This is a genomic window from Pseudomonas sp. D5(2026) (genome assembly GCF_057766845.1).
Window position 1 is genome coordinate 674,926 of record NZ_CM173421.1, and the last position, 14,734, is coordinate 689,659.

A 14,734-nucleotide genomic window follows, 5' to 3' on the forward strand; every position below is an offset into this window, starting at 1 on the left:
GTCAGGCCTGTCGGTTGTGCACGAGCCGTGTAGCCCTCAGCGCTGATAAGCCTTGCCAAAATGCCGTTCCAGGCGCGCCTGCAGCAGCTCCAGCAGTATCGACAGCACCCAGTAGATCACGGCGGCGGTGGTCAGCATTTCCAGGTAGCGATAGCTCGAACGCCCATACGACTGCGCCAGAAACATCACCTCCCAAACCCCCATCACGGATATCAGCGACGAGTCCTTGAGCATCGAGATGAACTGGTTGGCGGTGGGCGGAATGATCACCCGCATGGCCTGGGGCAGGATGATGTGGCAGAAGATCTGCGGCGTGCGCATACCCAGCGCCAATGCTGCTTCACGTTGCCCACGGGCCACGCCGAGGATGCCGGCGCGGAAGATCTCGCTCAGGTAGGCCCCGTAGTTCAGCGACAAGGCAATGATGCCGGCGCTGATGGCGCCGGGTACCAGGCCCACCTGCGGCAGCCCCAGGTAGATCAGCAGAATCTGGATCAGCAGCGGCGTGCCACGGAAGAACGAGGTGTAGAAGCTGGCCACACCCACCAGCACCGCGCTGTTGGATAACCGTGCCAGCGCGGCCGCAAAGCCGAGCAGCACGGATACCACCATCGAGCACAGGCACAGGAACAGGGTCAGTGCGGCGCCTTGCAGAAAACCATTGGGCCCCAGCTTGAAACCGGCCAGGTTGGGAAACTTCTCCAGAATGATGGCGAACTTCAGGTCAAAGCTGAGGAAGAAGGCGACAAACAGCCCGAACAGCGCCAGCCAGGTCAGCAGTAACCGGGTGCGAAAGCCGAACAGGCCGGCGCCCGCAGGCTTTGCCACGGGCTTGGGGGAGGGAGGGAAGGTGCTCATTTGCTGATGTCGGCGCCAATCCATTTCTGCGACAGCTTGGCCAGGGTGCCATCAGCCTTCAGCTCGGCGAACACCTGGCGTACCTTGGCATCCCACTCAGGGTCGCCTTTTTCGATGGCTACCGCGTTGGGCTCTTCATACAGCGGCGCGCCGGCCAGCTTGAAGCGCTTGTCCTGCTGCAGGCGCGGCTGCGCGGTCACCAGGTTGGTAATGATGGCGTCCAGGCGCACGCCAGTGCCCAGGCCCAAGTCCTGGAAGGCGACGTTTTCAGTGTCGTAGGGCGCAGCCTGCACGAAGTCGAACGGGTAATCGATCTTCTGGTCTTCCTTGCCTTCAATGACCAGGTTCTTGTTCAGGTAGCTTTCGTAGCTCGATGCACTGATCGAACCTACTTTGCGGCCTTCCAGGTCTTTGGCGCCATGGATGCGCTCATCCGAGGCATTGACCACGATCACGGCGGGCGATGCGTAGTACTCCACAGGGAAGTCGAACACCTCGGCGCGCGCCTTGCTCGGGGTCATCGAGCAAATGCAGATGTCGTAGCGCCCGCTCCAGCGGCCAGCGGCAATCACGTCCCAGGACGGTGTTTCCAGGCGCAGTTTGACGCCGAGCTTGTCGGCCACTGCCTTGGCCACGTCCACGTCGTAACCGTCGAGCTGGTTGTGGTCATTGAGGAAGGAAAACGGCGGGTAGCTTTCCATCAGCACGTTGACCATTTCCTTGCGCGATTCAACCCGCTCCAACGTGGCGCCAGCAAAGGCTTGGGTGGCAGTTGCGAGCAGTACAAGGCCCGCACCCAGCAGAGAAGAAAATCGCATGTACATACCTGATATGTTGGGCAAATGGGTGATAGGGTATTTAATAGTTATAACCCCAATCCCCATAATGAATTTTATTCATAAGAACCTTCAGAGAAGTTATATGGCAGAGCGAACGATGGTAATTCTGGACGGTGGCATGGGCCGAGAGCTGCAGCGCAGCGGTGCACCGTTTCGCCAGCCCGAGTGGTCGGCGCTGGCGCTGAGCGAGGCGCCCGAGGCGGTCGTGGGCGTGCATGCAGCCTTCATCGATGCGGGTGCGCAGGTCATCACCAGCAACAGCTATGCAGTAGTGCCGTTCCACATCGGTGAAGAACGCTTTGCCGCCGAAGGGCGACAACTGGCCCATATCGCAGGCCAGCTTGCGCGGCACGCGGCAGATACCGGCGCGCACCCGGTCAGGGTGGCAGGTTCGCTGCCGCCGCTGTTCGGGTCCTACCGCCCCGACCTGTTCCAGCCCGAGCGTGTGGCAGAGGTGCTGACCCCACTGCTCCAGGGCTTGGCCCCGCATGTCGACCTTTGGCTGGCCGAAACTCAGAGTTCCGTGGCCGAAGTGCGGGCCATTCATAGCCACTTGCCGGCAGACGGCAGGCCGTTCTGGGTGTCATTCACCCTGCAGGACGAGGACGTCGACGACGTACCGCGCCTGCGTTCCGGTGAACCAGTGGCCGAAGCCATCGAGGCCGCAGTCAGCCTGGGGGTGGCTGCGGTGTTGTTCAACTGCAGCCAGCCTGAGGTGATCGGCGCCGCCATTGATGTCGCGCGCTCGGTCATCGAGCGACACAACGCCGAGATTGCCATCGGTGCCTATGCCAACGCATTCCCGCCGCAGCCCAAAGAAGCCACTGCCAACGATGGCCTGGACGAACTGCGCGAAGACCTCGATCCGCCGGGTTACCTGGCATGGGCCAAGGACTGGCGTGCGCGCGGTGCCAGCATGGTCGGCGGTTGCTGCGGTATCGGCCCGGAGCATATCGCCGAGCTGAAGCGCAACCTGGCTTAAGCGCCCACGTGGCCGGGCGGCTTTGCTAGAGGCGAACAGTCGCTGACGTTGAGCCTGGCCCGGCGTATCGAGGTCGGCTATCTGGAAGAGGTGCGGGTGTTCGCTGTGTGCCCCGAATAGTCTTTTCTCTATGACGAGTGGCACGGGTCAGCGCACAAACCGTGGTACCGCTCGTATATAGATCAGTTCGCTGACCAGCTCTACCAGGGTTTGCGTGATCACGGCTGCCGCTGCCAACCCGCGCATCTCTTCTGGCAGCGCCAGCGCCAGCGGCAGCACCACCAGCGAGTTGCGCGTGGCTGCGCTGAACGTCACCGAGCGTGCCTCGCTGGCCGGCAGGCGCAGCAGGCGCGCACAGATGAAACCGAGCACCGGCGCCAGCAGCATAAAGCCGATGTATACCGGAACGACCGGCAGCAAACGGTCGAAATCACGCAGTACCACGACAATCTGCGAAGCGATCACCACCATCAGCACCAAGGCCATGGCCGGCACCGGCAACCACGCCCAAGCGTCGTTCCAGGTCGCGACTGCGCGCGAGCGCCGGGTACCGGCGCTGGTGAGCACCGCGAGGGCCATCGGCAACACGATCAACAGCACGAAGGCTTCCACGAACGGGGTGATGGAGATTGCCACCTGGCTGCTGCCACCCAGCATCAGGGCCAGATACACCGGCAGCAGTACCAGTTGCGCCAGCAATAACAGGGGGGTTGCGGCCAGGGTCAGGCGTGAGTCGCCTTTGCCAATGTGGGTGAACACCACCACGTAGTCGATGCAGGGCGTAAGCAGCACCAGCAAGGCCCCGACGAGGATCGCCGGGTGTTCCACCAGCCCACGGGTGATGGCCCAGACAAGCAGCGGAACGAGAACGAAATTGGCCAGTAGCAGGGCCGTGATGAAGCGGCGGTTACCCAGGCCCTGGCGCAGGTCGAGGAAGGGTATTTGTAGGAACATCGCGTACATCAGCACGGCGATGGCGGGGGTGATCAGGGCTTCAAGCTGGCGCGCAGTGTCGCTGGCCAGCAGGCCGAAGGCGATAGCGGCCAGTACGGCGGCGAAGTAGATGGGGATCTGCCGGGTTTCGAGTTGCTCTCTGGTCAAGGTGTGGCCTGTGGTTGGTGGTGTCAAACAGGGTAATACGTGATGGCACGTGGCTGCTCGAAATCATTCCCTGTGGGAGCGGGCGTGCCCGCGAACACCGGCGCAGCCGGTGCCATCCACCGCGTAGCCTTCTTCGCGGGCACGCCCGCTCCCACAGGATGTGTATCAGGCCTGCGAACGGGTTTCATGGTCCGTTCACGAAAAAGCCCGGCACTGGGCCGGGCTCTTTCACTTCAGGCAAGCGCCAATCAGTTGCCGTAAACCGGCAGCTTCTTGCAGATGGCCTTGACCTTCTCACGAACGGCGTCGATCACCGCTTCGTTGTTCAGGTCGGCCAGGATGTCGCAGATCCAGCTCGCCAGTTCCTTGCACTCGGCTTCTTTGAAACCACGGGTGGTAACGGCTGGGGTGCCGAAACGCAGGCCCGAGGTGACGAACGGCGAACGCGGGTCGTTCGGTACCGAGTTCTTGTTGACGGTGATGAAAGCTTTGCCCAGGGCGGCGTCAGCATCCTTACCGGAGATTTCCTGCTTGATCAGCGACAGCAGGAACAGGTGGTTCTGGGTGCCACCGGAAACCACGTCGAAACCGCGCTCGATGAACACGCTGGCCATGGCCTGGGCGTTCTTCACGACCTGCTGCTGGTAAGCCTTGAACTCTGGCTGCAGGGCTTCCTTGAAGCAGATGGCCTTGGCCGCGATGACGTGCTCCAGCGGGCCGCCCTGTGCGCCCGGGAAGACGGCGGAGTTCAGCTTCTTCTCGATGTCGGCGTTGGCACGGGCCAGGATCAGGCCGCCGCGCGGGCCGCGCAGGGTCTTGTGGGTGGTGGTGGTGACCACGTCGGCGAACGGAACAGGGTTCGGGTACACGCCAGCGGCAACCAGGCCGGCAACGTGGGCCATGTCGACGAACAGGTAGGCACCGACCTTGTCGGCGATGGCGCGGAAGCGGGCGAAGTCCAGAACCTGCGAGTAGGCCGAGAAGCCGGCAACGATCATCTTCGGCTTGTGCTCGACAGCCAGACGCTCGACTTCGTCGTAGTCGATCAGGCCATTGCCGTCGATGCCGTACTGGATGGCGTTGTACAGCTTGCCCGAGGAGCTTACCGAAGCACCGTGGGTCAGGTGGCCACCGTGTGCCAGGCTCATGCCCAGGATGGTGTCACCGGCCGACAGCAGGGCCAGGTAGACGGCAGCGTTGGCCTGGGAGCCAGCGTGCGGCTGTACGTTGGCGTAGTCGGCGCCGAACAGCTCCTTGGCACGGTCGATGGCCAGTTGCTCGACGACGTCGACGTATTCGCAACCGCCGTAGTAGCGCTTGCCTGGGTAGCCTTCGGCGTACTTGTTGGTCAGGACCGAGCCCTGAGCTTCCATGACTGCCGGGCTGGTGTAGTTTTCCGAAGCGATCAGCTCGATATGCTCTTCCTGGCGCAGAGCTTCTTGCTGCATGGCTTCGAAGAGCTCGGCGTCGTACTTGGCAATGGTCAAATCACGGCTGAACATGGCGGTCCTCAAGGATCGGGGTAATTTGGGTGTGCATTCTAACCGATTGATTCGCGGCTGGCATATGAAGTGGCATCAAGTCGCGGACCAATGGGCTTCATCTTGCATCCCGCGCCGTTTCTGGGCTGGGCGGGGGCAGGAGTTGACTCGCAGGTCCGCTTTTTATGCAGGATTCGGTTGCGGCACCGTACTTGTAGGAACGGGTTTACCCGCGAAGAAGGCGGCGCGGTGGATGGCACCGGCTTCGCCGGTGTTCGCGGGTAAACCCGCTCCTACGGGAACCTTGTGAACAGGCAGCGTGCGGGTCAATGGAACATGAACAAGGTCTCGTTGGAGAATTGCGCCTCGAACTGATGCGCCGGCATCGGCCGCCCGAACAGATAGCCCTGCACCTCGTCGCAACCATGCTCGCGCAGAAACTCCAGCTGTTCGTGGGTTTCCACGCCCTCGGCGATGACTGCCAGGTTGAGGCTGTGGGCCATGGCGATGATCGCCCGGGCAATCTGCGCGTCCTGCTCGCCTTCGGGCAGTCCGTCGACGAAGGTACGGTCGATCTTCAGTACGTCGATGGGGAACTGCTTGAGGTAGTTGAGCGACGAGTAGCCGGTGCCGAAGTCGTCTACCGCAATGCTCAGGCCGAGGTTCTTCAGGCTGGCAAGAATCTGCAGCGCCTCGTTTACCTCGCGCATCAGGATACTTTCGGTCAACTCCAGCTCCAGGCATGCCGGCGGCAGGCCGCTTTCATCCAGGATGTTGGCAATCCGCGTGCCCAGCTGGCCGTCGGAGAACTGCCGCGCCGAAATATTCACCGACACTTTCGGCACTCGCACCTTGGCCTTGTGCCAGGCCTTGAGCTGGCGGCTGGCCTCGCGCAGCACCCAATCGCCCACGTCCACCACCAGGCCCAGTTCCTCGATCACCGGGATGAAGTCGCCCGGCGGCACCAGGCCGCGGGTCGGGTGACGCCAGCGCAGCAGCGCTTCGGCGCCGGTCAGGCGCTTGCCGTCGCCGCTGAACTGCGGCTGGTAATAGAGGATGAACTCGTTCTGCTCCATGGCATGGCGCAGGTCGCTTTCCAGCTCCAGGCGCTCCAGGGCGCTGGCGTTCATTTCGGCCTGGTAGAACTGGAAGTTGTTCTTGCCGCGCTCCTTGGCGTGGTACATGGCGGTGTCGGCGTTCTTCATCAGCTGGCTCAGCTCACTGCCATCCTGTGGGCTGAGGGCGATGCCGATGCTGGCGGTGACGAAGAACTCGCGGTTTTCCAGCACGAACGGCCGCACCAGGCTGCCGAGGATGTTCTCGGCCACGTGGATGGCGCGGTTCAGGGCCATTTCGCGGGTGGGGCGCGGCTGCAGCAGCAGGGTGAACTCGTCGCCGCCCATGCGTGCCACCGTGTCATCGTCATCCACGCAGGCCAGCAGGCGCAGGGCCATGTCCTTGAGCATGCGGTCGCCGGCCGCATGGCCGAGGGAGTCGTTGATCGGTTTGAAGCGGTCGAGGTCGAGGAACATCAGCACAACCCAGGCCTTCTGCCGCTCGGCCTGCTGCAGGGCATTGTACAAACGGTCCTGGAACAGTGTGCGGTTGGGCAGGTGGGTAAGGGCGTCGTAGTAGGCCAGGCGGTGGATGCGCTGTTCGCTGGCTTTGCGTTCGCTGATGTCGGTGAAGAAGCACACGTAGCTGGCCAGGTCGCCTTCGTCGTCCAGTACCGCCGTGATGCCGACCCAGGCCGGGTAATGGTCGCCGTCACGGCGCTTGAGCCACACCTCACCTTCCCAGCTGCCGCGCTGGTGCAGTTGCTTGACCACATAGCGCAGGTGGCCTTCCTGCTGTTCGTCGACAGTGAGCATGCCCGGCAATTGGTCGAGCACTTCACTGACGGCGTAACCGCTCACGCGGCTGAACGCTTCGTTGGCCTGGACGATATAGCCGGCCGGGTCGGTGATGAGGATCGCTGACGTGGAATGTTCGAATACGGTCGCGGCCATGCGCAGGTCTTTCTCGGCGCGGCGTTGCTGGCTGATGTCGCGGCCCACCCCAAGTACGCCTTCGAAGCGTTGGTCATCGTCCCACACCAGCACCAGGCGCAGCTCGATCGGGATCTTGCGGCCATCGGCACGCAGGCAGTCGAACAGGAACAGTTGGGTGGGTAACTGGCTGCACAATTGCGCCATTTGCGCCGGATCGCCCATGGCCTTGCTGACACGCTCCATCAGGCTGTAGATACCGGTGAGCTGGGCCGGGTTGGCGACGATGGATTGCCAGCCGTTGGCGAAGATCCAGTCGGCCTGGTAGCCCAGCACGCTCTTTACCGAGGGGCTGACATAATTGAGCTTGAGCTGGCTGTCGGTGGAGAAAATCACGTCGCTGATGCTTTCGGCGAGCATGCGGTAGCGTTGCTCGCTGTCACGCAGCGACTGGCTGGCCTCGATCTGAACGGTCACATCCTTGCCCACACCGATGATGCGCGTAACCAGGCCTTCGGCGTTGCGGGTCAGCACCTGCTCGCGGATGTCGTAGCAGCGCCAGCCTCCGTCGCGGTGGCGGAAGCGCAGCTGGCAGTGCAGCGGTTGGTCATGACCGCTGTCGCGCTGTTGCTGGCGCAGTGCCTGGTAGTGTGCGGCGTCCTCGGGGTGCAGCAGCAGCTCCCAGAAGCGGTCGCCCATCTGTGCCAGCTCGGTGCGGTCGTAGCCCAGGGTCTGGCCGAGGTGGCGGTTGCTGAAGATCATCCGTTGGCTGGGCACATCCTGCACATACAACTGGTCGGGTACGGTGCGTACCACGTCCGACCAGAAGCTTTCGCGTTCCAGTAGCGACAGCTCCACCTGTTTGCGGCTGGTGATATCGCTGATGCTGAGGATCACCGCCTGGTAATCGCGACGCTGCAGCGGCAGGCGAGCCATCAGCCACAGGTGCAGCTCGTCTCCCTGGGGTGTCGGCAGACGCACTTCCAGCTCCAGCAACGGGCGTTGTTCGATCAGTGCATCGATCAGTTGCATGCCAATGCTGTCGCGGCTGTCGCCAGTGCCATCGATCAGCCGCTGCCAGGCCCCTTCGTGGCAGTCGATGTTCAGCAGCTGGCGCGCCACTTGGTTGACCTCGGTGATCTTCAGCTCCAGCAGCAGCGAGCGGCGCAGGTTCGGATCCAGCGCCAGGCTGTGCTTGAGTGCGGCCCGGTTGCGCAGGTGGTAGCGATCGAGCTGACCGGGCAGGCTGGACAGGTCGAGCACGCACAGGGCCACGCCGGTGCCTTCAAAAATTTCCTGATAGCGCCTGCGGTCTTCCTGCAGCGCCCGCTGGCGGCGCCGCATGTTGATCAGCGCCAGTACCGGCAGCAGGGCGCAGAACAGTACCAGCAGGCATTTGCCGATCAGCGCCGGCAACAACGTTTGCCGGGCCAGTTTGGCGTCGAACAGGCCGTGTAGCTGCCAGGTGCTGTTTTCGATAAAGGCCAGCATCACGCTTTGCAGCGGCTCGTCGCTGGTATCGGTTGCGACATTGCGCAGCAGCACTTCGCCGCTGCGGCTGTTCTCCAGCAGCCACTGCGGGTGCCCACTACCCTCCAGGTGGAGGGTGAGCTCGCGGTAATAGTCCGGTGACAGGCGCAGTAGCCAGTAGCCGTGACCCTGCGCGGCATCCTGGCGCAGCAGCAGGTACAGGATGTGGTTGTCGGCCGAATTGGTGAAGAAGTACGGGCGTCCCTGGCTAAGTGCAAGCAACTCATCAAACAGCTTGCGGTCGGGGCTGCCTGCCAGGCTGTCGGCGCGCAGTTGCCCGGTGTTGTCCAGCCAGGCCGCGCTCTGCAGGGCGGGGAGGCGCTGGCGTAGGGTGCCGAGCAGGCTGGGCAGGGCGGCAGGGGTGGGGGCATCTGGGTAGGGTTGCACCACGTTCACGGCCTGCTGCGCCTTGAGCGCCATGTTCAGGCTCAGGTGGTCGGCCAGTTCCGCAGAGGCGTCCAGGCTCTGTTTGCGCAAGTCGGCCTGAGTATGTTTGAACTGGGCGAATAGCTGCCACACCAGCAGTCCCAGCAGGATCAGGGCCAGCAGCGCCAGCGCACCCTTGATCGACCCGCGCAGTATGGTGGCGGGTGCTTGTGGTGCGGAACGCAATGACGACGAATGAGTAAGGTTGGTCAAGCGTTGATCCTGCGATTGGGCTGGCGATGGCAGGGAATGATCTTGCACGGCGCGTGCCGGCACCGGGCTTGCGCACCGCGGAGGCGCACTATAAGGCCGGATACCCGAAACCGGCTAGCATGCCTCGGATTATGGCAAAGTGCCAGCCGTGTTGACCGGTGGTGGCTGCCCGGTGGTTCGGCAAGCCCCTGCAACCTGTGCGAGAATAGCGCCCGCTTCACATGACAACGCATCGGAGATGTTCGGTTTTGGTTACTCACTTTTCCTCCAATGGCCTCGATTCCGCCTGCGGGCGCAGCAGTCAGACCCTTGTCAGCACTGCCGTGACCGAGGACGTATCCTGCAAGTCTTGCCAGCGTTCGCTGGGCAAACCCGAGGCGGCCGCTGCCGCCAAAAGCAAGGCCCCGTCGCTGGCTGAACTGCGCAAGACTGCCAAGGTGGCAGTAGAGCCACCAACGCCGACAGTGACTGCGGCCAAGCCGGCAGCCAAGGTGGTCAGCACAGCGCCTGCCAAACCGGCCAAGGTGGCCGAGCAGCAACCTGCCCGCAGCGGCGGCTTCAGCGTGAAGTCCGCCTGGGCCGCGCGCCTGGCCGAGCAGGGCGACCGTTGCCGGTTGCCGCGGGGCAAGGTCAAGCAGCGTCACGTCTGAGCCTCTTCTGCTGCTGTGCCGGCCCTTTCGCGGGCTCGCCCGCTCCCACAGGAATCGCGGATTCTTCAGACTCTGTGGTGACGCTGTGGGAGCGGGCGTGCCCGCTAAGAGGCCGGCACAGGCAATGAATTCATCCCAGTGACCGCACTGATCACACCCCACCATCGGCCCCTCCTATGCAACGCCGCGCGTTGGCGTAGAATGGTCGACTTTGTTCAATGACACCCCGTAAACACATCCCCCTGGCCACTGCGTGCCGGGGCGATCGGCGATGTCTTTACCTATCTGATTAGAGGGCTTGGTTTTGGCTCAATACGTCTACACCATGCATCGGCTGAGCAAGGTCGTGCCGCCGAAGCGGGAAATTCTCAAGAACATTTCCCTGTCGTTCTTCCCAGGCGCCAAGATTGGTGTACTTGGCCTGAACGGCGCCGGTAAATCGACCCTGCTGCGGATCATGGCGGGCGTCGACAAGGAATTCGACGGCGAAGCCCGTCCGATGCCCGACATCAACGTGGGTTACCTGCCACAGGAACCGCAACTGGACCCAACCAAGACCGTACGTGAAGTGGTCGAGGAAGCGGTCAGCGTGATCAAGGACGCCCAGGCCCGCCTGGACGAGGTCTACGCGGCCTACGCCGAGCCGGATGCCGACTTCGACAAGCTGGCCGCCGAGCAGGCCAAGCTGGAAGCCATCCTGCAGGCCGCTGATGGCCACAACCTGGAGCGCCAGCTGGACGTCGCTGCCGACGCCCTGCGCCTGCCTGCCTGGGATGCGCGCATCGAACACCTGTCCGGTGGTGAAAAGCGCCGTGTGGCTCTGTGTCGCCTGCTGCTGTCGGCCCCTGACATGCTGCTGCTCGACGAACCGACCAACCACCTGGACGCCGACTCGGTGGCCTGGCTGGAGCGCTTCCTGCACGACTTCCCGGGCACCGTGGTAGCCATTACCCACGACCGTTACTTCCTCGACAACGTCGCCGGCTGGATCCTGGAGCTGGACCGCGGCGCCGGCATCCCGTACGAAGGCAACTACTCGGGCTGGCTGGAAGCCAAGTCGGAGCGTCTGGCGCAGGAGTCCAAGCAGCAGAGCGCCCACGAGAAGGCCATGAAAGAGGAACTGGAGTGGGTGCGCAAAGGCGCCAAAGCCCGCCAGTCCAAGTCCAAGGCCCGTCTGCAGCGCTTTGAAGAAATGCAGTCGCAGGAATTCCAGAAGCGCAGCGAAACCAACGAAATCTACATCCCGGCCGGTCCGCGCCTGGGTGACAAGGTTATCGAGTTCAAGAACGTCACCAAGGGCTACGGTGACCGTGTGCTGATCGACAACCTGTCGTTCGCCATGCCCAAAGGTGCCATCGTTGGTGTGATCGGTGGTAACGGTGCCGGTAAGTCGACCCTGTTCCGCATGCTGATGGGCAAGGAGCAGCCGGACTCGGGCAGCATCGAGATCGGTGAAACCGTGCAGTTGGCCTGTGTGGACCAGAGCCGCGAGGACCTGGACGGCGCCAAGACCGTGTTCCAGCAGATCTCCGACGGTTCCGACCAGATCCGCATCGGCAACTACGAGATCCCTTCGCGTACCTACGTTGGCCGCTTCAACTTCAAAGGTGGCGATCAGCAGAAGTTCGTCAAGGACCTGTCCGGTGGTGAGCGTGGCCGCCTGCACCTGGCCCTGACCCTGAAGGAAGGCGGTAACGTTCTGCTGCTCGACGAACCGTCCAACGACCTTGACGTCGAAACCCTGCGTTCGCTGGAAGAAGCCCTGCTGGACTTCCCGGGCGCCGCGATCGTGATTTCCCACGACCGTTGGTTCCTGGACCGCGTGGCTACCCACATCCTGGCGTACGAAGACGACTCGAACGTGGTCTTCTTCGAGGGTAACTACACCGAGTACGAAGCCGACCGCAAGAAGCGTCTGGGTGATGCTGCTGCCCAGCCGCACCGTGTACGGCACAAGAAGCTGGCCCAGTAAGCCGGTTTTCTGATGCACAAAAATGGGGCTCAAAGGAGCCCCATTTTTGTGCTTGATGGAAAGCTGAAAACAAGGAATCGGGAGCGTGTTTTGTATACACTTACATAAAGCGCACCAAATAATTTCATAAAAACGACATTTCGCCCTGTTCCGGTGCGATTGCTTCTTGGTACATTCCTGAAAAAACCAATAAGTCCAATCCTCTTGGTGAGATGTCTACCATGATCGAATCTGTCGACAATTTTCTTGCACGCCTAAAGCAGCGTGACCCTGGCCAACCAGAATTCCACCAGGCCGTAGAAGAGGTGCTTCGCACCCTGTGGCCATTCCTTGAAGCCAACCCCCGCTACCTGCAGTCCGGTATCCTCGAGCGCATGGTCGAGCCTGAGCGCGCCTTGCTGTTCCGCGTATCCTGGGTCGATGACCAGGGCAAGGTGCAGGTCAACCGCGGTTATCGCATTCAGATGAGCAGTGCCATTGGCCCGTACAAGGGCGGCCTGCGCTTCCACCCGTCGGTGAACCTCAGCGTGCTGAAGTTCCTGGCCTTCGAGCAGGTGTTCAAGAACTCGCTGACTTCGTTGCCCATGGGCGGCGGCAAGGGCGGCGCGGACTTTGACCCCAAAGGCAAGAGCGACGCCGAAGTGATGCGCTTCTGCCAGGCGTTCATGAGCGAGCTGTATCGTCACATCGGCGCCGACTGCGACGTACCGGCCGGTGACATCGGCGTGGGTGCCCGCGAAATCGGCTTCATGTTCGGCCAGTACAAGCGCCTGGCCAACCAGTTCACCTCGGTGCTGACCGGCAAGGGCATGACCTATGGCGGCAGCCTGATCCGCCCGGAAGCCACCGGCTATGGCTGCGTTTACTTCGCCGAAGAAATGCTCAAGCGTCAGGACAAGCGTATCGACGGCCGCCGCGTGGCGGTGTCCGGTTCGGGCAACGTCGCCCAATATGCTGCGCGCAAGGTCATGGACCTGGGCGGCAAGGTGATCTCGCTGTCTGACTCTGAAGGAACTTTGTATGCCGAGGCCGGCCTGACCGATGCCCAGTGGGACGCCTTGATGGAGCTGAAAAACGTCAAGCGTGGCCGTATCAGCGAGCTGGCCGGGCAGTTCGGCCTGGAGTTCCGCAAGGGCCAGACCCCGTGGAGCCTGCCGTGCGACATCGCCCTGCCATGCGCCACGCAGAACGAGCTGGGCGCCGAAGATGCCCGCACCTTGCTGCGTAACGGCTGCATCTGTGTGGCCGAAGGCGCCAACATGCCGACTACCCTCGAGGCTGTGGACATCTTCCTGGACGCCGGCATTCTGTATGCCCCAGGCAAGGCCTCCAATGCCGGCGGCGTAGCCGTGTCGGGCCTGGAAATGTCGCAGAACGCCATGCGCCTGCTGTGGACTGCCGGTGAAGTGGACAGCAAGCTGCACAGCATCATGCAGTCGATTCACCATGCATGCGTGCACTACGGTGAAGAGGCTGATGGCCGTATCAACTACGTCAAAGGGGCGAACATCGCGGGCTTCGTGAAAGTGGCCGATGCGATGCTGGCGCAAGGCGTGGTCTGACCTGAAGTTCTTGGGGCCGCTGTGCGGCCCCCTCAGGGCTCACCCTCGATCTCGAGCACTTCAATTACTTGCTCGCCCATCGGCCGGCGCCATACCACCTCATCTCCAGGCCCCGCGCCCAGCAAGGCACGCCCCAATGGCGAGCCCCAGTTGATCAAGCCCCGCCCGGCATCTGCTTCATCCTCGCCCACCAGCCGTACAATATGCTCCTGGTCCTGCGCATCGACAAATCGCACCCGGCTACCAATCTGCGCCTTGCTGCGAGAAGTGGCCGCCCGCACCACCTGTGCGCTCTGCACCCGTGCGTTGAAGTAACGCAGGTCGCGTTCGGTATCGGCCAGCTGCTGCTTGTCGCCACGCTCACCCTGAGCCTGCAGTTCGCTGCGCAAGGTATTCAGCTCGGCCAAGTGGGCTTGCAGCTGGCGCAGGCCGCTGGCGGTGACGTAGTTGGGTTGTTCGCTGATGCGCCGCTCAACCGGTTGGTCGGCCTGGGCGGCGGCTTGGTCTTCGTTGACGAATGCTCGGCTCATGCAAGGCCTCCTTGTGCTTGAGACCATCATGGCAGGCCGCCGGTTTAAAGGAATGTCCGTTTGCGACTCAGTTGTGGCGATAGGCCTTGGCAGCGCCGCGGTCTTTTTCCTGCTCCCACTCGCGGTCACGCTGGTCCCAGAAACGCTCGTGGTATTGGCGCTGTTCTTCGCTGTTCTGCATGGCATGACACTGGCGGAAGCCATCGTCCCAGCCGGTTTCGTACTGACGCTCGTGCAGGTAGCGGGGTACGTTTTTGCGGAAGTTGCCCACCATCAGCCCGGCCGCCTGGCGGCCACTGCTGCAGCCGTCCTGGAAGCCATCCGCATAGGCGGGAGGGTAACCGTGGTTGACCATCTGCTCGTGGGTGGTTTCGCAACCTGACAGCAACAACGCAATGCACACGCCGAACCAGTACCGCGACATAGCCACAAAGCCCTCCAGTTGATGGTGGAAAGTCTAGGTGGCGATTTGTCGGGTAGATGTCAAAACAGTGTCAAAGAGTTGGTTCAGTCACACTGCTTTGCCAGCCTAACAGACCAATTCGCGGGCAAGCCCGCGCCCACAGGGACTTCACAGGCCTCGAATCGTGTGGAGACCCTGT

11 protein-coding genes are annotated in these 14,734 nt (G+C 62.4%); 4 read left to right on the forward strand and 7 right to left on the reverse strand.

The window, feature by feature from the left end:
• Positions 1-36 precede the first annotated feature (36 nt).
• Both AC3B5Q_RS03170 and AC3B5Q_RS03175 read right to left on the reverse strand, forming a co-directional pair.
• Positions 37-858, reverse strand: a complete 822-nt coding sequence (locus tag AC3B5Q_RS03170) for an amino acid ABC transporter permease (protein ID WP_003247513.1) — start codon at positions 856-858, stop codon at positions 37-39.
• Positions 855-1,676, reverse strand: coding sequence for an ABC transporter substrate-binding protein (locus AC3B5Q_RS03175; protein WP_003247511.1), 822 nt, complete (start codon positions 1,674-1,676; stop codon positions 855-857). Before AC3B5Q_RS03175 ends, AC3B5Q_RS03170 begins: the two co-directional genes overlap by 4 nt.
• 118 nt (positions 1,677-1,794) lie before the next feature.
• Here AC3B5Q_RS03175 and AC3B5Q_RS03180 point away from each other — a divergent pair, with 118 nt between their 5' ends.
• Complete coding sequence (locus AC3B5Q_RS03180) at positions 1,795-2,679, forward strand: homocysteine S-methyltransferase family protein (protein WP_181004816.1); 885 nt, start codon at positions 1,795-1,797, stop codon at positions 2,677-2,679.
• A 147-nt stretch (positions 2,680-2,826) separates the two neighbouring features.
• Here AC3B5Q_RS03180 and AC3B5Q_RS03185 read toward each other — a convergent pair whose 3' ends face one another.
• The 3 genes from AC3B5Q_RS03185 to AC3B5Q_RS03195 all read right to left on the reverse strand — a co-directional run bounded on the left by AC3B5Q_RS03185 (position 2,827) and on the right by AC3B5Q_RS03195 (position 9,418).
• The gene (locus AC3B5Q_RS03185) at positions 2,827-3,780 is read right to left on the reverse strand and encodes an arsenic resistance protein (RefSeq protein ID WP_323601686.1); all 954 of its coding nucleotides are present in this window, start codon (positions 3,778-3,780) and stop codon (positions 2,827-2,829) included.
• A 248-nt stretch (positions 3,781-4,028) separates the two neighbouring features.
• Positions 4,029-5,282 carry a serine hydroxymethyltransferase gene (gene glyA, locus AC3B5Q_RS03190; RefSeq protein ID WP_014589625.1) on the reverse strand — a complete coding sequence of 418 codons (1,254 nt, stop codon included), beginning with the start codon at positions 5,280-5,282 and terminating at the stop codon, positions 4,029-4,031.
• A gap of 305 nt (positions 5,283-5,587) precedes the next feature.
• Positions 5,588-9,418: a sensor domain-containing protein gene (locus AC3B5Q_RS03195; protein WP_021784176.1), complete on the reverse strand. Its 3,831-nt coding sequence runs from the start codon at positions 9,416-9,418 to the stop codon at positions 5,588-5,590.
• A gap of 248 nt (positions 9,419-9,666) precedes the next feature.
• On the opposite strand from AC3B5Q_RS03195, the gene AC3B5Q_RS03200 reads away from it, so the two are divergent.
• The 3 genes from AC3B5Q_RS03200 (at position 9,667) to gdhA (ending at position 13,602) form a co-directional block, all read left to right on the forward strand.
• Positions 9,667-10,068, forward strand: a complete 402-nt coding sequence (locus AC3B5Q_RS03200) for a hypothetical protein (protein WP_103443465.1) — start codon at positions 9,667-9,669, stop codon at positions 10,066-10,068.
• A 304-nt stretch (positions 10,069-10,372) separates the two neighbouring features.
• Positions 10,373-12,040: an energy-dependent translational throttle protein EttA gene (ettA, locus tag AC3B5Q_RS03205; RefSeq protein WP_003247499.1), complete on the forward strand. Its 1,668-nt coding sequence runs from the start codon at positions 10,373-10,375 to the stop codon at positions 12,038-12,040.
• A gap of 221 nt (positions 12,041-12,261) precedes the next feature.
• Complete coding sequence (gdhA, locus tag AC3B5Q_RS03210) at positions 12,262-13,602, forward strand: NADP-specific glutamate dehydrogenase (protein WP_021784174.1); 1,341 nt, start codon at positions 12,262-12,264, stop codon at positions 13,600-13,602.
• Positions 13,603-13,634: 32 nt separating this feature from the next.
• Here gdhA and AC3B5Q_RS03215 read toward each other — a convergent pair whose 3' ends face one another.
• On the reverse strand, positions 13,635-14,132 hold the full coding sequence (locus tag AC3B5Q_RS03215) for a GreA/GreB family elongation factor (protein ID WP_488392829.1): 498 nt from the start codon (positions 14,130-14,132) through the stop codon (positions 13,635-13,637).
• 67 nt (positions 14,133-14,199) lie between these two features.
• Complete coding sequence (locus tag AC3B5Q_RS03220; protein ID WP_003247495.1) at positions 14,200-14,556, reverse strand: lipoprotein; 357 nt, start codon at positions 14,554-14,556, stop codon at positions 14,200-14,202.
• Positions 14,557-14,734: the final 178 nt, after the last annotated feature.